This is a genomic window from Streptomyces sp. NPDC034099 (genome assembly GCF_055575415.1).
The window spans coordinates 483921-508479 of record NZ_JBVISR010000004.1 but is presented as its reverse complement, the minus strand read 5'-3'; the positions used below and the strand labels follow the sequence as shown (position 1 = coordinate 508479).

At 69.3% G+C, this 24559-nt stretch carries 21 protein-coding genes; 12 read left to right on the top strand and 9 right to left on the bottom strand.

What is annotated here, in order from left to right; translation table 11 throughout:
• The first annotated feature begins 122 nt into the window (after positions 1-122).
• The 7 genes from ACZ56V_RS14780 to trxA all read left to right on the top strand — a co-directional run bounded on the left by ACZ56V_RS14780 (position 123) and on the right by trxA (position 9997).
• Positions 123-2537 carry a DUF6049 family protein gene (locus ACZ56V_RS14780; protein ID WP_468942388.1) on the top strand — a complete coding sequence of 805 codons (2415 nt, stop codon included), beginning with the start codon at positions 123-125 and terminating at the stop codon, positions 2535-2537.
• Positions 2538-2581: 44 nt separating this feature from the next.
• On the top strand, positions 2582-5017 hold the full coding sequence (gene murJ, locus ACZ56V_RS14775) for a murein biosynthesis integral membrane protein MurJ (RefSeq protein WP_468942385.1): 2436 nt from the start codon (positions 2582-2584) through the stop codon (positions 5015-5017).
• Positions 5018-5156: 139 nt separating this feature from the next.
• The gene (locus tag ACZ56V_RS14770) at positions 5157-6875 is read left to right on the top strand and encodes a protein kinase family protein (protein ID WP_398911390.1); all 1719 of its coding nucleotides are present in this window, start codon (positions 5157-5159) and stop codon (positions 6873-6875) included.
• A gap of 30 nt (positions 6876-6905) precedes the next feature.
• Complete coding sequence (sigM, locus tag ACZ56V_RS14765; RefSeq protein ID WP_468942381.1) at positions 6906-7631, top strand: RNA polymerase sigma factor SigM; 726 nt, start codon at positions 6906-6908, stop codon at positions 7629-7631.
• On the top strand, positions 7628-8497 hold the full coding sequence (locus tag ACZ56V_RS14760; RefSeq protein WP_467378737.1) for an anti-sigma factor family protein: 870 nt from the start codon (positions 7628-7630) through the stop codon (positions 8495-8497). Before sigM ends, ACZ56V_RS14760 begins: the two co-directional genes overlap by 4 nt.
• A 159-nt stretch (positions 8498-8656) precedes the next feature.
• Entirely contained in the window at positions 8657-9625 is a 969-nt protein-coding gene (gene trxB / locus ACZ56V_RS14755) for a thioredoxin-disulfide reductase (protein ID WP_104633793.1), read from the top strand.
• Positions 9626-9664: 39 nt separating this feature from the next.
• Entirely contained in the window at positions 9665-9997 is a 333-nt protein-coding gene (gene trxA, locus ACZ56V_RS14750; protein ID WP_003975042.1) for a thioredoxin, read from the top strand.
• A 90-nt stretch (positions 9998-10087) separates the two neighbouring features.
• Here the strand turns inward: trxA and ACZ56V_RS14745 are convergent, their stop codons facing one another.
• The 9 genes from ACZ56V_RS14745 to rpmH all read right to left on the bottom strand — a co-directional run bounded on the left by ACZ56V_RS14745 (position 10088) and on the right by rpmH (position 17082).
• Complete coding sequence (locus ACZ56V_RS14745) at positions 10088-10705, bottom strand: GNAT family N-acetyltransferase (RefSeq protein WP_467378739.1); 618 nt, start codon at positions 10703-10705, stop codon at positions 10088-10090.
• Positions 10706-11048: 343 nt separating this feature from the next.
• Positions 11049-12155, bottom strand: coding sequence for a ParB/RepB/Spo0J family partition protein (locus tag ACZ56V_RS14740; RefSeq protein ID WP_468942377.1), 1107 nt, complete (start codon positions 12153-12155; stop codon positions 11049-11051).
• On the bottom strand, positions 12152-13225 hold the full coding sequence (locus ACZ56V_RS14735; RefSeq protein WP_161379662.1) for a ParA family protein: 1074 nt from the start codon (positions 13223-13225) through the stop codon (positions 12152-12154). Before ACZ56V_RS14735 ends, ACZ56V_RS14740 begins: the two co-directional genes overlap by 4 nt.
• Before the next feature lie 284 nt (positions 13226-13509).
• The gene (gene rsmG, locus ACZ56V_RS14730) at positions 13510-14229 is read right to left on the bottom strand and encodes a 16S rRNA (guanine(527)-N(7))-methyltransferase RsmG (RefSeq protein WP_052836785.1); all 720 of its coding nucleotides are present in this window, start codon (positions 14227-14229) and stop codon (positions 13510-13512) included.
• A 124-nt stretch (positions 14230-14353) separates the two neighbouring features.
• Positions 14354-14866, bottom strand: a complete 513-nt coding sequence (locus ACZ56V_RS14725) for a Jag family protein (protein ID WP_104633797.1) — start codon at positions 14864-14866, stop codon at positions 14354-14356.
• Positions 14867-14881: 15 nt separating this feature from the next.
• On the bottom strand, positions 14882-16177 hold the full coding sequence (gene yidC, locus ACZ56V_RS14720) for a membrane protein insertase YidC (RefSeq protein WP_467378744.1): 1296 nt from the start codon (positions 16175-16177) through the stop codon (positions 14882-14884).
• 3 nt (positions 16178-16180) lie between these two features.
• Positions 16181-16555, bottom strand: coding sequence for a membrane protein insertion efficiency factor YidD (gene yidD / locus ACZ56V_RS14715; RefSeq protein ID WP_104633799.1), 375 nt, complete (start codon positions 16553-16555; stop codon positions 16181-16183).
• Positions 16552-16923 (bottom strand): ribonuclease P protein component, encoded by a 372-nt coding sequence (gene rnpA, locus ACZ56V_RS14710; RefSeq protein WP_104633800.1) that lies wholly within the window; start codon positions 16921-16923, stop codon positions 16552-16554. The genes yidD and rnpA overlap by 4 nt, the downstream gene beginning before the upstream one ends.
• Positions 16924-16944: 21 nt before the next feature.
• Positions 16945-17082, bottom strand: a complete 138-nt coding sequence (gene rpmH / locus ACZ56V_RS14705) for a 50S ribosomal protein L34 (RefSeq protein WP_003975051.1) — start codon at positions 17080-17082, stop codon at positions 16945-16947.
• Positions 17083-17459: 377 nt separating this feature from the next.
• Here rpmH and dnaA point away from each other — a divergent pair, with 377 nt between their 5' ends.
• The 5 genes from dnaA to ACZ56V_RS14680 all read left to right on the top strand — a co-directional run bounded on the left by dnaA (position 17460) and on the right by ACZ56V_RS14680 (position 24275).
• A complete protein-coding gene (dnaA, locus tag ACZ56V_RS14700; RefSeq protein ID WP_467378747.1) occupies positions 17460-19448 on the top strand; it encodes a chromosomal replication initiator protein DnaA in 1989 nt (662 codons plus the stop codon).
• Between the two features lie 890 nt (positions 19449-20338).
• A complete protein-coding gene (dnaN, locus tag ACZ56V_RS14695) occupies positions 20339-21469 on the top strand; it encodes a DNA polymerase III subunit beta (protein WP_398911754.1) in 1131 nt (376 codons plus the stop codon).
• Positions 21470-21670: 201 nt separating this feature from the next.
• Positions 21671-22546 carry a phosphogluconate dehydrogenase (NAD(+)-dependent, decarboxylating) gene (gene gnd, locus ACZ56V_RS14690; protein WP_467378748.1) on the top strand — a complete coding sequence of 292 codons (876 nt, stop codon included), beginning with the start codon at positions 21671-21673 and terminating at the stop codon, positions 22544-22546.
• 32 nt (positions 22547-22578) lie between these two features.
• Positions 22579-23700: a DNA replication/repair protein RecF gene (gene recF, locus ACZ56V_RS14685; protein ID WP_398911408.1), complete on the top strand. Its 1122-nt coding sequence runs from the start codon at positions 22579-22581 to the stop codon at positions 23698-23700.
• Entirely contained in the window at positions 23697-24275 is a 579-nt protein-coding gene (locus ACZ56V_RS14680) for a DciA family protein (protein WP_468942368.1), read from the top strand. Before recF ends, ACZ56V_RS14680 begins: the two co-directional genes overlap by 4 nt.
• The last annotated feature ends 284 nt before the right edge of the window (positions 24276-24559 follow it).

The window sequence follows — 24559 nt, the reverse complement described above, 5'->3', positions numbered from 1 at the left end:
AAGCCCGGCCCCGCCGCGGATCTTGTGGCGTACTCCGCGGCACTTCCCCTCGCCGCACATCGTTACCATGCGTGGACGCACATTCCGACGACCACTGATCACGACGAGGGACGGGCGAGCGCGTGGCCGAGGCGGCAGACTTCCAGGGGACCAGTGCCTCACCTGCCCGCCGGTGGCTGCGGCGCACCACGGCACTGCTCGCCGGGGCGCCGCTGCTGGCCGGCCTGGTCCAGCTGCCCGCCGCCGGCTCGGCGCACGCCGAGGAGGCGACAGCCGCCCTGGCCGACTCCGAGTCGGGCTCGGTGGCCGTGGCCGTCGACTCGCTCACCCCCTCCGCGCCCACGGACGGGGACACGGTCACCGTGTCGGGCACCGTGACCAACCACGGCAAGCGGACCGTCACCGACGCCCATGTGGGCCTGCGCGTGGGCCCGCCGGTCGACACCCGCTCCTCGGTCGACGCGATCGCCAAGAACAGCGACAACCTCCAGGGGTCCATCTCCCCGGAGATCGACAACAAGTACACCGAGAAGTTCTCCGAGCTCACCCCCGGTGTCGCCGAACACTTCAACATCTCCGTACCGGTCGACGACCTGAATCTCGGCAACGACGGTGTCTACGAATTCGCCGTCTCGCTGTCCGGTGAGACCTCCGCGCAGCCGTGGGAGCAGATCCTCGGCATCCAGCGGACCTTCCTGCCGTGGCAGCCCGACGAGGCCGACACCAGGACCAAGACCACGGCGCTGTGGCCGCTCGTCTCGACGACACACATGGCCGCCGAAACGGGACCGAACGAGGAGCAGACCCCGGTCTTCCTCAACAACGACCTGGCGAAGGAGATCTCCCCCGGCGGCCGTCTGAACCAGATGGTGACGCTGGGCAAGGACCTCGACATCACCTGGGTGGTCGACCCGGACCTGCTGGCGTCCGTCGACGCGATGACGGGCAGCTACCGCGTCCGGAACGGCGACAAGACCACCGCCGGCACCCACCAGACGGTCGCCAAGCAGTGGCTTGCCGACCTGCAGGACGCCGTGGCCGACAAGGAGGTCGTCGCCCTCCCCTTCGCCGACCCCGACCTGGCGTCCCTGGCCCACAACGGCACGGACGTCACCGGCTCGCTGAGTCAGCTCAAGGACGCGACGGACGTCGTCGACAACACGGTCGAGCCGATCCTCCATGTGAAGCCCAGCACCGACTTCGCCTGGCCCGTGGACGGCGCCGTCGACCGGTCGATCGTCAAGGTCGCCACCTCGGCGGGTGCCGACAAGGTGATCGCGCGCAGCGACAGCCTCCAGGAGGCCAACGGCCTGTCCTACACACCGTCCGCCGCCCGCCCCATCGGCGGCGGCACCACGGCCGTCGTCGCGGACGCCCGGATGTCCACGGCCTTCGAGGGCGACCTGACGAGCGCGTCCGCCTCCACGCTCGCCGTGCAGCGCTTCCTCGCCCAGAGCCTCGGCCTGGGGCTCCAGACCGACAAGCAGCGCAGCGTCGTCGTCGCCCCGCAGCGCATGCCCTCCGGCAGCCAGGCCCGCGCGATGGCCGAGGCGCTGCGGGCCCTCCAGAGCGGCACCTGGTCCCAGTCCCAGAAGCTGGCGGCGGCCTCCGCGGCCAAGCCTGACCCGGACGCCACCACCGCGGTTCCGGGGACCTCCTCCTACCCGTCGGCGCTGCGCAAGAAGGAGCTGCCCCGGTCGGCCTTCGTGGAGAGCGCGCGGACGCAGGACGCGCTGGACAGCTTCAAGGTCGTGCTCTCGGACCCGTCCCGGGTGGTGACCCCCTTCGGACGGGCCCTCAACCGGGAGATGTCCGTGTCCTGGCGCGGCCGGGCCGCCGAGGCGAAGTCGTTCCGCGCCGGGGTGAAGTCGTACCTCGACGGGCTGGCAGGCCGGGTCAGGCTGATCGACAAGTCGGAGACGAAGCTCTCCGGCCGCAGCGCCACGATCCCGGTCACGGTGCAGAACAACCTCGTGCAGGACGTCGGCCCCTTGGTCCTGCGGCTCACCTCGACGAATCCGACGCGCCTCGAGATCGACGGCGCGGACTACGAGGAGCAGCCGATCTCGGTCTCCGGCGGCCACAGCCAGTCGGTGAAGTTCACCACGTCGGCCAAGGCCAACGGCCGGGCGACGGTGATCGCCCAGCTGTACACGAAGGACGGGCGGCCGTACGGCGAGGCGGTGACCTTCGACGTGAAGGTCACCGAGATCACGGCCACCGTGATGCTCGTCATCGGCGGCGGCGTCCTGCTGCTCGTCCTCGCCGGGTTCCGGATGTACACGCAGCGCAAGCGTGCCGCGGCCCGCGCCGCCGAGAGGGACGAGAAGAGTGAGGAGGGCGACTCCGAGGAGCCGGAGGCGTCGGAGAACTCCGAGAACGGCCCGGAGAACCCGGAGGGCCACGAAGGACGTCTCACGGAGGAATCCGCGGCACCGGCCCCGGCAGGCGACCCGGAGCAGCCGAGTGACCCGACACCGGACACCGCAGCGGAAAGCACCGACCCGTCCGGCACGGGTGAGAGAGTGGACCGTTGAGGATGTCGTGGCCGGTCGGCCCGGGACGATGAGGTGGGGTAACCATGAACGCGCCGTACGACGGTGACCGCGGTCAGGCCGTGGACGGCTCGGGTCACCCCCAGGGCCCGCCGCCGGACCCCGGACAGACGCCGCCGCAGCAGCCGGACATGTACCTCCAGGACGCCTACGACCAGGACCCCTACCGGGCGCAGGACCTCTCCGCCCAGGACCCGGTCTCCGAGGCGCTCTACGACCGCGCCGCGCACCCCCCTCCGCCCCCGGGCACCTACCCGCCGCCGCAGCCGCTGTACTCCCAGCCCTCCCAGTCGCCCTACGCCCCCGACCCCCGTGTCTGGGCCCCGACCCCGGCCCCCGAACCGGAGGGGCCGACGCAGTACCTGCCGTACGGCGACGACCCTCGGACCACCCAGTTCGTGGGCGTCGACGACCTGGTCGGCCAGGCCGGTGACCAGCGTCACGAGCCGGACGCCTTCGCGCACCTCTTCCGCGATCAGCAGCAGGGCGGCGGCCACCCCTCGTACGACGACCAGGCGGCCGTGCCCACCCCGGCCCCGGAGCCGGGGCCGTACGGCGGTGCGGCGGGGCCAGGGCAGTACGGCACGACGCCGACCCCGGGACCGTACGGCGGGCAGCAGGGGCCCGGCCCGTACGGGAACGCTCCGGCGCACGGACAGTACGGCGGTCCCGCCGCGGCGCAGGGACAGTACGGGAGCCCCGCGGCGCACGGACAGCACGCGGCGCCCGCGCCCGGCCAGTACGCGGTGGCACCCACGCCCGAGGCAGCCGAGGCACCCCTTCAGGAGCCCGAGCCCGCCCCTGCGGCCGCCCCGGCCGCGCCCAAGAAGGGCGGGCGCGCGGGGGGCCTGCTGAAGTCGAGCGCCGTGATGGCGGCGGGCACGATGGTGTCGCGGCTGACCGGGTTCGTCCGGTCGGCGCTGATCGTGTCGGCGCTGGGTGTCGGCCTGCTGGGCGACACGTTCCAGGTCGCCTACCAGCTGCCCACGATGATCTACATCCTCACCGTTGGCGGCGGCCTCAACTCGGTCTTCGTTCCCCAGCTCGTCCGGGCCATGAAGGACGACGACGACGGTGGCGAGGCCTACGCCAACCGCCTCCTGACCCTCGTCATGGTGGCGCTCGGCGCGCTGACGGTGATCACGGTCTTCGCCGCACCCCTGCTGATCCGGCTCCTGTCCAACCCCGTCGCCAGTGACCCGGCCGCCAACGAGGTCGGCATCACCTTCGTCCGCTACTTCCTGCCGTCCATCTTCTTCATGGGGCTGCACGTGGTGATGGGGCAGGTCCTCAACGCCCGCGGCAGGTTCGGCGCGATGATGTGGACCCCGGTCCTGAACAACATCGTCATCATCGTGACCCTCGGGATGTTCATCTGGGTCTACGGCACCGCGGAAAGCTCGGGGATGAAGGTGACGAGCATCCCGCCGGAGGGCGAGCGTCTGCTCGGCATCGGGGTGCTGCTCGGGCTCATCGTGCAGTCCCTGGCCATGATCCCGTACCTGCGGGAGACGGGTTTCCGGCTCCGGCCGCGGTTCGACTGGAGGGGGCACGGGCTTGGCAAGGCCGTCACCCTCGCCAAGTGGACGGTCCTGTTCGTTCTGGCCAACCAAGCGGGCGCCATGATCGTCATCCAGCTCTCCACCGCGGCGGGCAAGGCATCGCCCGTCGACGGCACCGGTTTCGCGGCCTACGCCAACGCACAGCTGATCTGGGGACTGCCGCAGGCCATCATCACCGTCTCGCTGATGGCCGCCCTGCTGCCCCGCATCTCCCGCTCGGCATCCGAGGAGGACGGGGGAGCGGTCCGGGACGACATCTCCCAGGGCCTGCGCACGACAGCCGTGGCGATCGTTCCCGTCTCCTTCGGTTTCGTCGCGCTCGGCATCCCGATGTGCACGCTCATGTTCGGATCCTCGGGCACCAGCGAAGCCACCAACATGGGCTACATGCTGATGGCCTTCGGCCTCGGTCTCATCCCGTACTCCGTGCAGTACGTCGTCCTGCGCGCCTTCTACGCCTACGAGGACACCCGGACGCCCTTCTACAACACCGTCATCGTGGCCGTGGTCAACGCCGCCGCCTCGGGCCTGTGTTACCTCCTGCTGCCCTCCCGCTGGGCCGTCGTCGGCATGGCGGCCAGCTACGGCCTGGCCTACGTGATCGGCGTGGGTATCGCCTGGCGCAGGCTGCGCAAGAGGCTCGGCGGGGACTTGGACGGCGCCCGGGTGCTGCGGACCTACGCCCGGCTGTGCATCGCCTCCGTCCCGGCCGCCCTGCTCAGTGGCGCCGCCTGCTACGCGATCAGCCGCGAGCTCGGCCAGGGCGTCGTGGGTTCGTTCGCCGCGCTGCTGGCCGGCGGAGTGCTCCTGTTCGGTGTCTTCTTCGTCGCCGCCCGCCGCATGCGCATCGAGGAAGTCAACTCTCTGGTCGGCATGGTGCGCGGACGCCTGGGACGCTGAGGGCCGGGGTAGGCGCACAACCATCGTCCGCCGCCGTGTGTCGTGCATAGCGGCGGACTGTGGGCACAATTGGGTTCGGCGTCGGACGCGCGGATCGGGAGTCGGCCGACGCGCACGGAATGGGGAGGCAGGAACGACGGTGGCGGAACGGAGCACAGCTGCCGTCGACGTGGCAGACAACAGCGGCGATGAGCCGCTGACCGCACAGGCGGACCAGTCCACGGCCGACGGGGTGGCCAACAACCGGGAGCGGGACACGGACAGCGACGAGGCACAGGGGAACCCCACGAGCGAGGAATCCGCCAAGGCCTCGCCTCCCGAACTGCACAGCGGGCACAAGCTCGCCAGACGCTACCGCCTCGAAGAGTGCGTCACCCGTCTGGACGGCTTCAGCAGCTGGCGGGCCGTCGACGAGAAGCTGCGCCGCGCCGTCGGAGTCCACCTCCTCCCGGCGGACCACGCGCGAGCCCGGTCCGTACTGGCGGCGGCACGCTCGTCCGCCCTGCTCGGCGACCCCCGCTTCGTCCAGGTACTGGACGCCGTCGAGGACAACGACCTCGTCTACGTCGTGCACGAGTGGCTCCCCGATGCCACCGAGCTGACCGCGCTCCTCGCCTCCGGGCCGCTGGAGGTGTACGACGCCTACCAGATGGTCAGTCAGGTGGCGTCGGCCATGGCGGCCGCCCACCGCGAGGGCCTCGCCCATCTGCGCCTGAACCCCAATGCGGTGCTGCGTACGTCGACGGGCCAGTGGCGGATCCGCGGACTCGCCGTCAACGCCGCACTGCGCGGCATCAGTTCCGACACTCCGCAGCGCACCGACACCGAGGCCATCGGCGCCCTGCTGTATGCCACCCTCACCCAGCGCTGGCCGTACGAGAGCGACGCGTACGGTCTGGCGGGTCTGCCCAAGGACATCGGGCTGATCCCGCCGGACCAGGTGCGGGCCGGTGTCCACCGCGGCCTGTCCGAACTGGCGATGCGGGCGCTCGCCAACGACGGCGCCACCGCTTCCCGTCACGAGTCCCCGTGCACCACGCCGGAGGAACTGGTGAAGGCGATCGGCGAGATGCCGCGGATCCGCCCGCCGGAGCCGGCGTACACCGCCCCGCCCCAGTACCAGCGCACGGCCTACCAGCAGGGCCCCTACGGCCGTCCGGCACCGCACCCCGGTGTCACCCAGCCCGTGCCGACGCCGCCGCCCCCACTGCAGAGCCGTACCGGCAAGGCTCTCAAGTGGAGCGTGTCGGCCCTGCTGATCGCCGCACTCGGCCTCGGCAGCTGGCAGCTCGCGGACGCCCTCATGGAACGGGGCGGCAAGGCCGACGACCCGAACCAGACCCAGACGGTGGACGGCGGCGACAAGAACAGCGAGCAGACCAGTCCGGTCAAGCCGATCAGCGTCCAGGGAGCCCAGGAGTACGTCGCCAGCGGCAGCGCCCAGGCGCCGCAGGACGTGACCAACACCTACGACGCCGACGCCTCCACCTTCTGGCGCACGAAGAAGTACAACGAAGGGCCGAAGCTCGCGCCGTACAAGCCCGGAGTCGGCATCGTCTACGACCTCGGCTCGCCGCAGGACGTCTCGACGGCGTCGATAGGGCTCCGGTACACAGGTGATCACACGACCGTGCACTTCTATGCCACCGATTCGCTGTCGCCCTCGACCGGAGTCGACGGCATGACGGAGATCGCCAGTGCCACCACGACCGGCTCCTCGCTCACGGCGAAGGCGTCGAAGCCCGTCAAGACGCGGTACGTCCTGCTGTGGATGACCGACGTCCCGAACGCGCCGTCCGACGGCTACAGCGGTGCCGGCTACAAGCAGGCGATCACCGACGTGACCTTCAAGGGCTGAGGGTCCGCCGAGGAAAGGGGGAGGAGGCCGATGGCAGATGACACCGCATACGACGGCATCGGCGATCAAGCCCTCCTCGCCCGCCACGTCGAGGGCGACCCCGACGCCTTCGGTGAGCTCGTGCGGCGTCACCGCGACCGTCTCTGGGCCGTGGCCCTGCGGACACTGGGGGATCGCGAGGAGGCCGCTGACGCCGTCCAGGACGCGCTCGTCTCCGCCTACCGGGCCGCGCACACCTTCCGCGGACAGGCGGCCGTCACGACCTGGCTGCACCGGATCACGGTGAACGCCTGTCTGGACCGAGCCCGCAAGGCCGCCTCCCGGAAGACCGCGCCCGTCGATGACACCGAGCGCCTGGAGCAGCTTCTGGAGCCGCACGAGTCGGCCTCCGCTCCCGCCGAACGCAATGATCTGCACCGCCAGCTACTGGAGGCCCTGGACACCCTGCCGGTCGACCAGCGGGCCGCTCTCGTGCTCGTCGACATGCAGGGCTACCCCGTCGCGGAGGCCGCACGTGTCCTCGCCGTACCGGCCGGAACGATCAAGAGCCGATGCGCCCGGGGCAGAGCCCGGCTGCTGCCACTGCTCACCCACCTGCGCCCGGACGGCAGCGGCGAGGGCGGGAAGCGCGGCTCGGAACGGAACCGGACGCAGGGGGCATCCGTCCCACCGGCAGCAGGACCGTCGGAAGCAACGCCGTCGGACGCAGGGCCGAGCGATTCAACCGCAGTGAAGGGCGGAGGTGGACGAGCATGACGTCGTCGACGACAGACATGACCGGGCACCCTGACGTCGCGGAGATCGCCGACCTCGCCGAAGGCATCCTGCCGACCGCACAGACCGCCGACGTACGACAGCACCTGGAGAACTGCGCACTCTGCGCGGACGTCTACGCCTCGCTGGAGGAGATTCAGGGTTTGCTCGGCACCCTGCCGTCCCCCGACCGCATGCCGGATGACGTGGCCGCCCGCATCGACGCCGCCCTGGCAGCCGAGACTCCGCCGGACGTCCCCGACGGTGCGCGTGTTTCACGTGAAACATCGGCACCGGTCGACCGACCCGCCGGGCACGCCCGCTCTTCCTCCACCGGCCCCGGCCGCAAGGACCGCCGCCGGGGCGGGCGGCGACGGATCGCTGTACTCGGTGCCGTGGCCGCCGCTGCCGCCATCGGAATCGGCTCGGTCGTCGTGTCCTCCCTCACCGGGGAGAACCCTTCCGGCAACACCGCCCATGAGCAGCAGACCGCAGTCGCGGACACCTTCTCCGAGGGCCGGCTCAAGGACAAGGTCACCAGCCTCATCGCGGACGGGGGCACCCAGAACGGGTCCCGTACACCGCGCAGCTTCGGCATGGAGTCCGAGAACGGTGGCGAGACCACCGAGAACCATGTCTTCAAGCAGCCGACCGTTCCCGAGTGCATCCAGAAGGGGATCGGCCGCGACGACGCGGCGATCGCCACGGAGCCGGGTGTCTACCAGGGCAAGGAAGCACTGCTGGTGGTACTGCCCGACGTCGCCCACGACACCCGGGTCACCGCCTACCTCGTCGAGGCGACGTGTGTGGATCAGCCCGCGGTCGGCAAGGCCAAGATCCTTCTGAAGCACTCCTACGCACGTCCGTAGCGCTCGGACGTTCCACCTCGCCACGTGGCCCGGTCCTGGCGCCGTGTGCCCGGGCACAGCGGGAATGCGCGCCCCGTAGGATCCGTTAGGTGGGGTGAGAGTTCCGAGTGCAGCTCCACCCGGCCCTGAAGACGCAGTCCAGAGACGAGGAATGAAGCCGTGAGCGACGTCCGAAACGTGATCATCATCGGCTCCGGGCCCGCCGGCTACACGGCGGCGCTCTACACCGCGCGAGCGTCACTGAAGCCGCTGGTGTTCGAGGGTGCCGTCACCGCGGGCGGAGCGCTGATGAACACCACCGAGGTGGAGAACTTCCCCGGCTTCCAGGACGGCATCATGGGCCCCGAGCTCATGGACAACATGCGGGCCCAGGCGGAGCGCTTCGGTGCCGAGCTGATCCCGGACGACGTCGTGGCCGTCGACCTCAGCGGTGAGATCAAGACCGTCACCGACACAGCGGGAACGGTCCACCGGGCCAAGGCCGTCATCGTCACCACCGGTTCTCAGCACCGCAAGCTCGGCCTGCCGAACGAGGACGCACTGTCGGGTCGCGGTGTCTCCTGGTGCGCGACCTGTGACGGCTTCTTCTTCAAGGACCAGGACATCGCCGTGATCGGCGGCGGTGACACCGCGATGGAGGAGGCCACGTTCCTCTCCCGCTTCGCGAAGTCCGTGACGATCGTCCACCGCCGGGACACCCTGCGCGCCTCCAAGGCGATGCAGGAGCGTGCCTTCGCCGACCCGAAGATCACGTTCGTCTGGGACAGCGAGGTCGCCGAGGTCCAGGGCGAGCAGAAGCTGGCGGGTCTGAAGCTGCGCAACGTCAAGACCGGCGAACTCTCTGATCTTCCGGTGACCGGCCTGTTCATCGCGATCGGCCACGACCCGCGCACCGAGCTCTTCAAGGGCCAGCTCGACCTGGACCCGGAGGGCTATCTGAAGGTCGACGCGCCCTCGACCCGCACCAACCTGACGGGTGTCTTCGGGGCCGGTGACGTGGTTGACCACACCTACCGACAGGCGATCACCGCCGCGGGCACCGGCTGTTCCGCTGCTCTCGACGCCGAGCGCTACCTCGCCGCCCTCAGCGACGAGGACAAGGCGGAGCCCGAGAAGACCGCCGTCTGACCACCCCATCCCCCGCACCAACCAGTTAAGGAGCCCGCCGTGGCCGGCACCCTGAAGCATGTGACCGACGACTCCTTCGAGCAGGACGTCCTCAAGAACGACAAGCCCGTCCTGGTGGACTTCTGGGCCGCCTGGTGCGGTCCGTGCCGCCAGATCGCGCCGTCCCTCGAAGCGATTGCCGCCGAGTACGGCGACAAGATCGAGATCGTCAAGCTGAACATCGACGAGAACCCGGGTACGGCTGCCAAGTACGGCGTCATGTCCATCCCGACCCTGAACGTCTACCAGGGCGGCGAGGTCGCCAAGACCATCGTCGGTGCGAAGCCGAAGGCCGCGATCGTCCGCGACCTCGAGGACTTCATCGCCGACTGACGATCGACGACTGACGTTTCACGTGAAACACGAATGGGCCGACCCGAACGGGTCGGCCCATTTGGATTACTGCCCTCCCTGGTGCCGTCCTTACAGCGGACGCAACGCCGGTTCCTTCTGAACGGCGCCGAGCAGGCGGTCCAGCGCCATCTCCACGTCTTCCTTCCAGGACAGCGTGGACCGCAGATCCAGCCGCAGTCGCGGATGCCGGGCATGCGGCCGGACCGTCTTGAAACCCACCGCCAGGAGATGGTCCGCCGGCAGGACACAGGCAGGCTCCTCCCAGCGGGCGTCCCCGAACGCCTCGATCGCTTTGAAGCCACGGCGCAGGAGGTCCTTGGCGACCGTCTGAACCATCACCCGGCCCAGACCCTGGCCCTGGTACCCCGGCATCACGAACGCCGTCATCATCTGGACCGCGTCGGGGGAGACCGGACTGGTGGGGAAAGCCGCCGAGCGCGGTACATACGCGGGTGGAGCGTAGAGAACGAAGCCCACAGGGACGTCATCGACGTAGACCACCCGGCCGCAGGAGCCCCAGTCCAGCAGAACGGCGGAGATCCAGGATTCCTTCTCCAGGACCGGCGTGCCAGCCTTTACCGCGGCCTCGCCACTGACGGGGTCCAGTTCCCAGAAGACGCACGAGCGACAGCGTTGGGGAAGGTCCTGAAGGTTGTCCAGCGTGAGCGGTACGAGCCGGCGCCCCATGAAGGCTGTTCCTCGCTTCCTTCCCCTGCCGCGTCGCGGGCGGCTGTCAGAGCGCTCCGTTCCCTGAGCAGGCTGCCGATGAACCCACCGACCGCGCCCAGCCCCAAGCCCGCGCTCACCAGTTCGGTACGGCTCATCGTTCGCATGGCCCCTGCCTTCCTCTCAGAGGTACTGCCAGGTGACAACGCCATCTCGATCGCATCGTATCCACGATGCGGTGGCCCCGACACCGAGGCAAAGCAAAGGGCGGGCCGTGTTCCGGTATGCACCGGACACGGGCCGCCCTTGAGGCTGTCGAAGCGCTCTTGAGCGCTCCGTCTACCAGAACATCAGGACCCGGACATCAGGGCTCGACGTCCCCGTCCTCGTCCTCCCCCTCCAGAAGCCCCTTCTGCAGAACCGGGCCTTCACCGGGGGCGAGACTACCGAGGATCCGCTCAAGGTCCTCCATGGAAGCGAACTCGACGGTGATCTTGCCCTTCTTCTGTCCCAGGTCGACCTTCACACGCGTCTCAAAGCGGTCCGAGAGCCGCGTCGCCAGGTCAGAGAGCGCCGGGGACACCAGAGAGCCGGCCCTCGGGCCCTTGGCCCGCTGCGGCTTCTGCGGCCGTGAACCCATCAGGGTCACGATCTCCTCGACCGACCGCACCGAGAGCCCTTCGGCCACGATGCGATGCGCCAGCCGGTCCTGCTCCTCCGGGTCGTCCACGGACAGCAAGGCTCGCGCATGCCCCGCGGAGAGCACGCCCGCCGCCACCCGGTTCTGCACCTTCGGGGAGAGTTTCAGCAGACGCAGCGTGTTGGACACCTGCGGGCGGGAGCGACCGATGCGGTCAGCCAGCTGGTCGTGCGTGCAGTTGAAGTCCTTCAGCAGCTGGTCGTAGGCGAACGCCTCCTCCAGGGGGTTCAGCTGAGCGCGGTGCAGGTTTTCCAGGAGTGCGTCCAGGAGGAGCTTCTCGTCCTCCGTCGCCCGCACGATCGCCGGGATGGCGTCCAGCTCCAGCTCGCGGCAGGCACGGAAGCGGCGCTCACCCATGATGAGCTCATAGCGCCCGGGCTCCGTCGGCCGTACGACAACCGGCTGGAGGAGGCCGACCTCCCTGATGGAAGTGACGAGCTCAGCCAGTGCGTCGTCGTCAAAGTCCTTGCGCGGCTGCTTCGGGTTCGGCGTGATGGCGTCGAGGGGAACCTCCGCGAAGTGCGCCCCCATGGGCGGCCGGAGTCCCTCCGCGCCCGGCGGTGCGATCGGCTCTTCTGTTTCACGTGAAACATGCGGCAGCGTGGCCACCTTCGCCGCGGCCACTCCGCGCTCGCTCGGCAGCAGCGGCATCGTCCCGGGGGACGCGGAGGCCGCGGTACCCAACGCCGCCGAGGCAACCGACTTCTCGGTCGGGGCGTTGGGGATCAGTGCGCCCAGACCACGGCCCAACCCCCTCCGTCGCTCACTCACTGGATCCCCTCCACCATGCTCGGATCATTCTGGGCGCCGAGGTGAGCGTGGGTCGCGTCGTAGTTGACGCCCACGCCCTTCAGCGCGATCTCACGGGCCGCCTCCAGATAGGAGAGGGCTCCACTTGATCCTGGATCGTAGGTCAGTACCGTCTGCCCGTAGCTCGGGGCCTCGGAGATACGGACCGAGCGAGGAATGCTCGTCCGCAGCACCTCCTCGCCGAAGTGACTGCGCACCTCATCAGCGACCTGCGACGCGAGCCGCGTCCGCCCGTCGTACATGGTGAGGAGAATCGTCGACACATGCAGCGTGGGATTGAGATGTCCACGTACCAGGTCGACGTTGCGCAGCAGCTGTCCCAGTCCTTCCAGGGCGTAGTACTCGCACTGGATCGGGATCAGCACCTCCTGGCCCGCAACGAGAGCATTGACGGTCAGCAGGCCCAGGGAGGGCGGGCAGTCGATGAGGATGTAGTCCAGCGGCTGCTCATACGCCGTGATCGCCCGCTGGAGACGGCTCTCGCGTGCGACGAGAGAGACCAGTTCGATCTCCGCACCGGCGAGATCGATCGTGGCGGGCGCACAGAACAGGCCCTCGACATCGGGGACCGGCTGGACCACTTCCGAGAGCGGTCGGCTCTCGACCAGCACGTCGTAGATGGAGGGGACATCGGCGTGATGGTCGATGCCCAGCGCGGTGGAGGCGTTGCCCTGCGGGTCGAGGTCGACGACCAGGACTCTCGCGCCGTGCAGGGCGAGTGACGCGGCAAGATTGACGGTCGTCGTCGTCTTGCCCACACCGCCCTTCTGGTTGGCCACGACCATGACCCGGGTCTGCTCGGGTCGCGGCAGCCCCTCGCCGGCGCGGCCCAGAGCCTCGACGGCGAGTTGGGCAGCACGACCGATCGGAGTGTCGTCCATCGGAGGCGGTGTTTCACGTGAAACATCCGCTCCCATCGACTCGGTACGGGGACCGGGGACCGGATCGGTCATCGGTCCCGCGATATTGGCGTCGGACCGCAAGGATTCACTCTCCTCGACTTCAGGCTCGCAATGAACAGAGCCTCCCATGCCTTCGGGGTCATGAACCAGTGAGGCCTGGTCTTCTGTGGAGAAATCCACCTCTGTGGACAACTCCGTACCCTCTCCGAGCGACCCGAGAGGCTTTCGATCGCGGGGGTCGGCCGCGGCGCGGCCGCGACTGATGATGCCGTGCAGCAGTGAGCGACGTTTCACGTGAAACACGATGCACAGCAGCCGATGCCGAACTGCCGCGACACTCCGGCATGCGTAGGCAGGGCAGCTTGTGTGGAGTACGGCGGACCATCACGGCAGCCATGAACCGCCTCGGGCCGCTATCCGCGACGTCGGCGCGTCCGTCCGGTCCGGGCGGCCTTGGCCCGCTTGGCGGCGAAGCGCACGCCGCCGGGGCTCTCGCCGACCTCGACCCGTACCACGGTGGACATCGGGTCCACGACGCCCTCTCCGACGTGAAGGATGGACGTCTCCTCCGCACCGAGCTTGCTCAGCGCCGCGGTCGCCGCCTTCAGCTCCTCCTCGGCCGTGTCGCCCTTGAGGGCGAGCATCTCGCCGTACGGGCGCAGCAGCGGGATCCCCCAGGTGGCGAGGCGGTCCAAGGGAGCAACGGCGCGTGCGGTCACCACGTGCACCGGCGGCAGCTTGCCCATGACCTCCTCGGCCCGGCCCCGCACGACGGTCACATGGTCCAGGCCCAGCAGCTCCACGACCTCGGTCAGGAAGTTCGTGCGGCGCAGCAGCGGCTCGAGCAGGGTGATCTTCAGGTCCTCGCGTACCAGTGCCAGCGGGATCCCGGGCAGGCCGGCGCCCGAGCCGACGTCGCACACCGTCACTCCCTCGGGCACGACCTCGGAGAGCACCGCGCAGTTCAGCAGGTGCCGCTCCCAGAGCCGGGGCACTTCACGCGGGCCGATCAGGCCGCGCTTCACCCCCGCCTCGGCGAGCAGTTCCGCGTAGCGGACCGCGTCCGCGTAGCGATCACCGAACACATCACGTGCCTGCTCGGGTACAGGGGGGAGTTCCGCTGCCTCCGACACGGGGACCGTCCTTCCGTACGGCACCGACGCACCGGGCGTCGGTACCAGAACCACCAGAACTATCAGGCTGACAAAATTCGGCCCCGCCTGCGCAACAGACGGGGCCGGAGAACGAGAGAACCGATCAGGCGGGAAGTACGACGACGAAGCGCTCCGGCTCCTCGCCCTCGGACTCGCTGCGCAGTCCGGCGGCCTTGACCGCGTCGTGCACGACCTTGCGCTCGAAGGGCGACATCGGCTTCAGCCGCACGGACTCGCCGCTGCTCCTGACCTCGGCCGCGGCCTTGGCGCCCAGCTCGGACAGCTCGGCGCGCTTGTCGGCCCGGTAACCCGCGATGTCGAGCATCAGCCGGCTGCGGTCGCCGGTCTCCCGGTGCACGGCGAGGCGGGTGAGCTCCTGCAGAGCCTCCAACACCTCACCGTCCCGGCCGACCAGCTTCTGCAGGTCCCTGCTCTGGCTGTCGCTGATGATCGAGACGGAGGCACGGTCGGCCTCGACGTCCATGTCGATGTCGCCGTCGAGGTCGGCGATGTCGAGCAGACCCTCCAGGTAGTCCGCGGCGATCTCGCCCTCCTGCTCGAGGCGGGTGAGGGTGTCTGCACCCTCGGCAGCGGCGGAGGTGGTGCCTTCCGTCACGGGATGGACTCCTTCTTACTTCTTCGACGGGGACTTGGGCCGCTGCGGGCCCTTGCGCTGTCCGGACTGGGCCTTGCTGCGGCCACCGCCGCCGGACTTCTGAGCCGGCTTCTTGGCACCGGCGGCAGGCTTGGCGTCCTGCTTGCCGACCGGTTCGGCGTCCTGCGGCTCGTCCGACTTGGTCAGCGACGTCTTCGGCTCGGCCTCACCGGCGGGCTTGGCCTGGCGCTGCGACTTGCTCTGCCTCTTGGGCTGCTGGCGCTTGGGCTGAGCCGTGGTCGTCACGGTCGAGCCGTCCGCGCTCTGAGCGGCCACGGCGGCGTCGTTCTTCACCACGGTGCCGTCGGCCTGGGCGGCCATGCCCGCCTTGTTCAGACCGTTGATGAACTTGCGCTCGGCCTCGTTGCGGTCCCGGCCCTTGGCGACGATGGCCTTCACGATGGCCTTCTGGCCCCGGCCGCGGATCTTGCCGTGCTCGGTGACGCTCTTGTGCAGCCGCTCCAGGTAGGAGGCCTGCGCCTTGGAACCCGGCGTCGGGTTGTTGCGGATGACGTACATCTGCTGGCCCATGGTCCACACGTTGGTGGTCAGCCAGTAGACGAGGACACCGACGGGGAAGTTGATACCGAAGACGGCGAACATGACCGGGAAGACGTACATCAGCATCTTCTGCTGCTGCATGAACGGCGTCTTCACCGTGGTGTCGACGTTCTTGGTCATCAGCTGGCGCTGGGTGAAGAACTGCGACGCCGACATCAGCACGATCATGACCGCGGTGATGACCCGGACGTCCGTCAGCGAGGCACCGAGGGATTCCACCTTGGACGCGCCGTCGGTGAACTTCGCGGCCAGCGGGGCCCCGAAGATGTGCGCCTTCTGGGCGCTCTCCAGCAGAGGCTGGTTGATCTTGCCGATGGTGTCGCCGGACGCGATGCCGTTGAGCACGTGGTACAGGGCGAAGAAGAACGGGGACTGCGCCAGGATGGGAAGGCACGAGGAGAGCGGGTTGGTACCCGTCTCCTTGTACAGCTTCATCATCTCTTCGGACTGACGCTGCTTGTCGTTCTTGTAGCGCTCCTGGATCTTCTTCATCTCCGGCTGGAGCGTCTGCATCCCACGCGTCGCCTTGATCTGCTTCACGAAGAGCGGGATCAGGCAGATACGGATGAGGATCACCAGGGACACGATGGACAGGCCCCAGGCCCATCCGGTGTCAGGTCCGAAGATCGCCCCGTACACCGTGTGGAACTGGACGATGACCCAGGAGACGGGCCAGGTGATAAAGCTGAAGAGGCTGGCAATCGTGTCCACTAATCATGCTCCTTGGGCATGGGGCGAGGTCTCTGCGGCCGGGCCCGAAGGACGGGACGGGCTCGGATGAGCAGGTCCTCCTTCGGTGGCCGGTTCGGCGGCGGAGGTCCCGCCCTTGCGTGCCCGCCAGGCGGCACGCAGCATTTCGTGCCACCGCGGGCGCTTGCGCGGCGGAACATGGTCCACGCCGCCCGGCGACCACGGATTGCACCTCAGGATGCGCCAGGCGGTGAGCGCGGTGCCCTTGACGGCTCCGTGCCGGTCAATGGCCGTGTAGCCGTAGTGGGAACACGACGGGTAGTACTTGCACACCGGCCCCAGCAGCGGACTGATCGTCCACTGGTAGAGCTTGATCAGAGCCAGCAACGGGTACTTCATCGCGCGCCCCCTCCCAGCAGCCGCTCCAGGGCGGCGTCCAGGTCTCGGGCCAGCTGTGCATGGTCGGCGTCACCCGCACCGGGCAGCGCTCGTACGACTACCAGGCTACCGGGGGGCAACAGGTCGATCCGGTCGCGCATCAGATGGCGAAGCCTGCGCTTCACCTTGTTGCGCACGACCGCACCGCCCACGGCTTTGCTCACGACGAAACCCGCACGTGTCCGGGGAGCGCTCTCCCCAGGCGCGTGCGGGTCCGTGGCACCGCTTCGAAGGTGGACGACGAGGGCCGGGCGGCCGGCCCGGCGTCCCCGTCGTACCGCGGTCGCGAAGTCCTCACGCCGCCTCAGCCGGTTCTCGGTGGGCAGCACGATGACATGACCTGACCGGGCTCAGGCGGACAGACGGGCGCGACCCTTGCTGCGGCGGGTCGCGAGGATCGCGCGGCCGGCACGGGTACGCATACGCAGCCGGAAACCGTGGGTCTTCGCACGGCGACGGTTGTTCGGCTGGAAGGTGCGCTTGCTCACTCGGGGGCTCCAGAAAGATTCGGGTGTTGGCGGGGTGCCGTCCTGGCTGTCACCGTGCGCCCACGAGTAGCTCGCGTTACGCCCGAGTGCACCGCTTTTCGATCACCTTGGACGTGACCTGTGCCCATCGGAGGCAGGCGGCAGCAGCCATCGACAACTCGACCTGGTTACGGTACGTGCGACTGCGCCATTCGGTCAAACCAGCGGTGACCGGGAGACACTTGTCCACAGGCTGGGGACAACAACTTGAACCCTACCCGTCGCGCTGACTACCGTGACTGGACTCCGATTCGTTCCCTTATCCCTGCCCCACCCGAGTTTCATCCCGACCCGTCCCCGAATCACACCTTCGAGGGACTCGTGAGAGAGCGTGCCCTGTGGCTGACGTACCTGCCGATCTTGCCGCAGTGTGGCCACGCGTATTGGAGCAACTTCTCGGAGAGGGCCGCGGGCAGGGCGTCGAGTCGAAGGACGAGCACTGGATCCGGCGCTGCCAGCCGCTCGCGCTGGTCGCCGACACCGCCCTGCTCGCCGTACCGAACGAATTTGCGAAGGGCGTACTGGAGGGCCGTCTCGCCCCGATCGTCAGCGAGACCCTCAGCCGCGAGTGCGGGCGCCCGATCCGCATCGCGATCACCGTCGACGACACCGCGGGCGAACCCGCCGGCCCCGCTCCGCAGGCGCCCCAAGCCCCGCCCTCCCGCCCCCAGCCCCGCTACGAGGAGCCGGAGCTCCCCGCCCCTCCCGGACAGGGCGGCGGCCGCGAGGAGTACCGCGACGAGTACGAGGGGTACGGCCGCCACCGCGCCGACCCTCTCCCCACCGCCCGGCCCGCCTACCCGCAGGAGTACCAGCGCCCCGAGCCCGGCTCCTGGCCCCGCCCCGCGCAGCAGGACGACTACGGCTGGCAGCAGCAGCGCCTCGGCTTCCCGGAACGGGACCCCTACGCCTCCCCGTCGCAGGAGCCGTACGGCCAGGAGCCGCCGCCGTACTCCCACGAGTCCCACACCCCGTACCAGCAGGACTACCGGCAGCAGCCCCCGGAACGCTCCTCGTACGACACCCAGCGCGGCGAGTACGAGCAGTCCCGGAACGACTACGACAAGCCCCGCGGCGACTACGAACAGTCCCGGGGCGAGTACGACAGTCCGCGCGGGGACTACGACCAGCAGCGCGGCGACTACGAGAAGCGCGGCCCGCGCCGTGAGCTGCCCGATCCCCCGCCCGGGTCCGGGCACGTCCACCGCGGCGGCCCGGTCGGCCCCGGACCCGCCACCGGGGCGCCCGGACCGCTGGCCGCCCAGCCCGCGCCGGCGACCGGCCCCGGCGAGCCGACCGCCCGCCTGAACCCGAAGTACCTCTTCGACACCTTCGTCATCGGCGCCTCCAACCGCTTCGCCCACGCGGCGGCCGTCGCCGTCGCCGAGGCACCCGCGAAGGCCTACAACCCCCTGTTCATCTACGGGGAGTCGGGACTCGGCAAGACCCACCTGCTGCACGCCATCGGGCACTACGCGCGCAGCCTCTACCCGGGCACGCGCGTGCGCTACGTCAGCTCGGAGGAGTTCACCAACGAGTTCATCAACTCCATCCGCGACGGCAAGGGCGACAGCTTCCGCAAGCGCTACCGCGAGATGGACATCCTGCTCGTCGACGACATCCAGTTCCTCGCGGACAAGGAGTCGACGCAGGAGGAGTTCTTCCACACCTTCAACACCCTCCACAACGCCAACAAGCAGATCGTGCTCTCCAGCGACCGGCCGCCCAAGCAGCTGGTGACCCTGGAGGACCGGCTCCGCAACCGCTTCGAGTGGGGCCTGATCACCGACGTCCAGCCGCCGGAGCTGGAGACGCGTATCGCGATCCTGCGCAAGAAGGCGGTCCAGGAGCAGCTCAACGCCCCGCCGGAGGTGCTGGAGTTCATCGCCTCGCGGATCTCCCGCAACATCCGCGAGCTGGAGGGCGCGCTGATCCGGGTGACGGCGTTCGCGTCGCTCAACCGGCAGCCGGTGGACCTGGGACTCACCGAGATCGTCCTCAAGGACCTGATCCCCGGCGGAGAGGACTCGGCGCCCGAGATCACGTCCACGGCTATCATGGGCGCGACCGCGGACTACTTCGGTCTCACGATCGAGGACCTGTGCGGCACCTCGCGCGGGCGGGCGCTCGTGACGGCCCGGCAGATCGCCATGTACCTGTGCCGCGAGCTGACGGACCTCTCGCTGCCGAAGATCGGCGCGCTGTTCGGCGGCCGGGACCACACCACGGTGATGCACGCCGACCGGAAGATCCGCAATCTGATGGCCGAGCGGCGCTCGATCTACAACCAGGTGACCGAGCTGACCAACCGCATCAAGAACGGCTGACGACCGCCGGGCACCCCCACGAAGGCGCCTCCGGGACCCCCGGGGGCGCCTTTCGCGTGTCTCCCGCGCGTCCTCGCGTCTCCACCGGCTCGTACGGCTGTCCTGGCCGCTGTTCGAATACCTGCGGGGTTACGGGCGTCCTCCACAGATTGGGCCAGTTTTTTCCGTCCACACCTTGGGGACTGGGAAGTTGTCCCGATCCTGTCCACAGGCCAGGCTGTTGAGGGATCATCAGGGCAGGTCAGCTCCCTGTGGATTCGTGGACGAACGATCTCCACAGGCTGTGGACGAAGAAATGATCCACAGGCTGTGCATCCGGTTGTCCACGGGCAACCCACAGGATGGACGGGGTTGTCCCCAGCGATCCCCGGCTTCTCCACATGCCTGTCCACTGTTCGGCAACGTGACGCGCCCTGTCACCGCGTCGAGTGAAAGGCGTCACACCGAGCTGTCTGGTTGGGCTGTGGGAAACGTGGGTAAAGCTGGGGACGGCGCTGGGGAGAAGTCGCCTCTCCCTGTGCACGGCGTGTGCAGAACTTTCTGTTCTCCACAGAAGGGCCCGGTTGTCCACCGGCTCCGCCCACAGGCCCGGTGGACAAAATTCCCGGCCTGACCTGGGCAAACGAGGTTATCCACGGTATCCACAGGCCCTACTACTACTGACGACTAGAGAGAGTGCGGAATTCGTTTCGAAGCGGGTCCTGTGCACAACTCGCCCTCTCGAGCCCGACCGCCCCTCGTCACGACTTGACCCCGAACGGCACCTACTGTCAGTGGGGTGCGTCAGACTGGTCCCCGGTGTTCTGCCCCTCACAGCGGCGGACGACACCGGTCAGACGACGAAGGCGAAGCAGGGCGAGCAGCGCCGGCAACAGCAGGAGGCGGCAACAGTGAAGATCCGGGTGGAACGCGACGTACTCGCGGAGGCAGTGGCCTGGGCGGCTCGCAGCCTCCCGGCCCGTCCGCCGGCGCCGGTCCTCGCGGGCCTGCTGCTGAAGGCCGAGGAGGGGCAGCTGAGCCTGTCCAGCTTCGACTACGAGGTCTCGGCGCGGGTGTCGGTCGAGGCGGAGATCGAGGAGGAGGGCACGGTCCTCGTCTCGGGCCGGCTGCTCGCGGACATCTCCCGCGCCCTCCCCAACCGGCCGGTGGAGATTTCCACAGACGGTGTACGGGCGACGGTGGTCTGCGGCTCCTCGCGGTTCACCCTCCACACCCTGCCGGTGGAGGAGTACCCGGCGCTGCCGCAGATGCCGGAGGCGACGGGCACGGTCCCCGGCGAGGTCTTCGCCTCGGCCGTGCAGCAGGTGGCCATCGCCGCAGGCCGTGACGACACGCTGCCCGTCCTGACCGGTGTGCGCATCGAGATCGAGGGCGACTCGGTGACGCTGGCCTCCACCGACCGCTACCGCTTCGCGGTCCGCGAGTTCATGTGGAAGCCGGAGAACCCGGACATCTCAGCGGTCGCCCTGGTGCCCGCCAAGACGCTCCAGGACACCGCCAAGGCGCTGACCAGCGGTGACCAGGTGATCCTGGCGCTTTCCGGGTCGGGCGCGGGCGAGGGTCTGATCGGTTTCGAGGGTGCGGGCCGCCGGACGACGACGCGTCTGCTGGAGGGCGACCTCCCGAAGTACAAGACGCTCTTCCCGACGGAGTTCAACAGCGTCGCGGTGATCGAGACCGCTCCCTTCGTGGAGGCCGTCAAGCGCGTGGCCCTGGTCGCCGAGCGCAACACCCCGGTGCGGCTCAGCTTCGAGCAGGGCGTGCTCATCCTGGAGGCCGGCTCCAGTGACGACGCACAGGCTGTGGAAAGGGTCGACGCCCAGCTGGAGGGCGACGACATCTCGATCGCCTTCAACCCGACCTTCCTGCTGGACGGCCTGAGCGCGATCGACTCCCCGGTCGCCCAGCTGTCCTTCACGACGTCCACGAAGCCGGCCCTGCTCAGCGGCAAGCCCGCGGTGGACGCCGAGGCGGACGAGGCCTACAAGTACCTGATCATGCCGGTGCGGCTGAGCGGCTGAGCAAGGCCGTCGCACCGTTGGCCGCTGTCCACAGGGTGGGGACGAACCCGCAGGTGAGGGCGTACGTCTGAGCGCGTATGCCCACAGCTGTGCACGGGCGTGCGGGTTTAGGCTCGACGCGGGTACGAAAGTGCCGCGGCACGCATCCGGCGGGTTCGGAGGTGCCGCCTTGCCACCTCGCACACCTAAGGAACGCAACTGATGGAGCTCGGTCTCGTCGGCCTCGGCAAGATGGGCGGCAACATGCGCGAGCGGATCCGCCGCGCGGGCCACACCGTCGTCGGATACGACCGCAATCCGGACCTCGCCGACGTCCACAGCCTGGAAGAGCTTGTGGGCAAGCTCAGCGCACCGCGCGTGGTGTGGGTGATGGTCCCGGCAGGCGAGGCCACCCAGGCCACCGTCGACCGGCTCGGCGAGCTGCTGGAGCCCGGCGACATCGTCGTGGACGGCGGCAACTCCCGCTGGACGGACGACGAGAAGCACGCCGAGGAGCTGGCGGCCAAGGGCATAGGCTTCGTCGACTGCGGCGTCTCCGGCGGCGTCTGGGGCCTGGAGAACGGTTACGCGCTGATGTACGGCGGCGACGCCGAGAACGTCGCCAAGGTGCAGCCGGTCTTCGACGCCCTCAAGCCGGAGGGCGACTTCGGTGCCGTGCACGCCGGAAGGGTGGGCGCGGGCCACTTCGCGAAGATGGTCCACAACGGCATCGAGTACGCCATGATGCAGGCCTACGCCGAGGGCTGGGAGCTGCTGGAGAAGGTCGACTCCGTGGACAACGTCCGCGAGGTCTTCCGCTCCTGGCAGGAGGGCACGGTGATCCGCTCCTGGCTCCTCGACCTGGCGGTCAACGCGCTCGACGACGACGAGCACCTGGACGGGCTCCGGGGTTATGCACAGGACTCCGGTGAGGGACGCTGGACTGTGGAGGCGGCGATCGACAACGCGGTGCCGCTGCCCGCGATCACGGCCTCCCTCTTCGCGCGGTTCGCGTCCCGGCAGGACGACTCGCCGCAGATGAAGATGATCGCCGCGCTGCGGAACCAGTTCGGCGGCCACGCGGTCGAGAAGAAGTAGGCATCACCAGTTGGGGAGGTCGGCGAACGACCATGCACGTCACGCATCTGTCGCTGGCCGACTTCCGTTCGTACGCCCGGGTCGAGGTGCCCCTGGACCCGGGCGTCACCGCTTTCGTCGGCCCGAACGGGCAGGGCAAGACCAACCTGGTCGAGGCGGTCGGCTACCTGGCCACCCTCGGCAGCCACCGGGTCTCCTCCGACGCCCCCCTGGTGCGCATGGGCGCCGAGCGGGCCGTGATCCGGGCCCAGGTCCGGCAGGGCGAGCGGCAGCAGCTGATCGAGCTGGAGCTGAACCCGGGCCGGGCCAACCGCGCCCGCATCAACCGGTCCACGCAGGTCAGACCACGTGACGTGCTCGGCATCGTGCGCACCGTGCTGTTCGCGCCGGAGGACCTCGCGCTGGTCAAGGGCGACCCCGGCGAGCGGCGCCGTTTCCTGGACGAGCTGATCACCGCCCGCTCCCCGCGGATGGCGGGGGTGCGCTCCGACTACGACCGGGTCCTCAAGCAGCGCAACACCCTGCTGAAGTCGGCCGCGCTCGCCCGCCGGCACGGCGGCCGCACGATGGACCTGTCCACGCTCGACGTCTGGGACCAGCACCTCGCGCGCGCGGGCGCCGAGCTGCTCGCCCAGCGGCTGGACCTGATCGCGGCCGTGCAGCCGCTGGCCGACAAGGCGTACGAGCAGCTGGCCCCGGGCGGTGGGCCCGTCGCCCTGGAGTACAAGCCGTCGGCACCCGGTGAGGCTCACACGCGTGAGGACCTGTACGAGCAGCTGACGGCGGCGCTCGCCGAGGCGCGCAAGCAGGAGATCGAGCGGGGCGTCACGCTGGTCGGTCCGCACCGGGACGACCTGCTGCTCAAGCTCGGCTCGCTGCCCGCCAAGGGCTACGCCTCCCACGGCGAGTCGTGGTCGTACGCGCTGGCGCTGCGGCTGGCGTCGTTCGACCTGTTGCGGGCGGAGGGCAACGAGCCGGTGCTGGTGCTGGACGACGTCTTCGCCGAGCTGGACGCGCGGCGCCGGGAGCGGCTGGCCGAGCTGGTCGCGCCCGGGGAGCAGGTGCTGGTGACGGCCGCCGTCGACGACGACGTACCGCATGTGCTGGCGGGGGCGCGGTTCACGGTGGCGGAGGGGACGGTGGAGCGCGTATGAGCGCCGACGAGCCGACCCCCGGGGGTCCTCCCGGCGACCCCGGCAAAGCCCCCGGGAAAGGCGGCCAGGAGCCGTCCGGTGTCGACCTCGCGCGTGTGGCGCTCAGGGCGGCCCGGGAAGCGGCACGCGCGCGTGGGGACGCGGCCCAGCAGAAGAAGCAGGCGCGTCGCGGGGGTCTGCGCTCCGGGGCGCGGGCCGACGGCCGTGACCCCATGGCGCTGGGTTCCGCGATCAACCGGCTGATCACCGAGCGCGGCTGGGAGACGCCGGCCGCGGTGGGCGGGGTGATGGGCCGCTGGCCGCAGATCGTCGGTGAGGACGTGGCGAAGCACTGTGAGCCGGAGCGGTACGACGAGGACGAGCGGGTGCTGGTCGTGCGCTGCGACTCAACGGCGTGGGCGACGAACCTGCGGCTGCTCGCGCCGACGCTGGTGGCCCGGCTCAATGAGGACCTGGGGCACGGGTCGGTGCGGATGATCAAGGTTCTCGGACCCGGTGGTCCGGGTGGTCCGGGCCGGCGCTACGGGCCGTTGCGGGCGCCCGGCAGCCAGGGCCCGGGCGACACCTACGGGTGATCTGCGGGCGGTCTGGCACCCCGTCAGAGATGCGTGATGTACCTCACAAAAATGCGCGCCGCCGGTCGGAGTGAACCGACGGGGCGCGCTGCGCCGTACCCCCGTGCGGGGCCTCGGAGCGGGATCTGACTCCCAAGTAGCAAAGGGTTGACGCCTCGAAGCGCTGAGTGCCGTTGTGAGCCTCTTGAGGCCCCCATCCGCATATCGGGAGTCGGACGAGCAGCGTTCAGGGCGGCACATGCGGACTCAGGTACCGGCAAACCCCCATCAGTGTCAGTGGTACC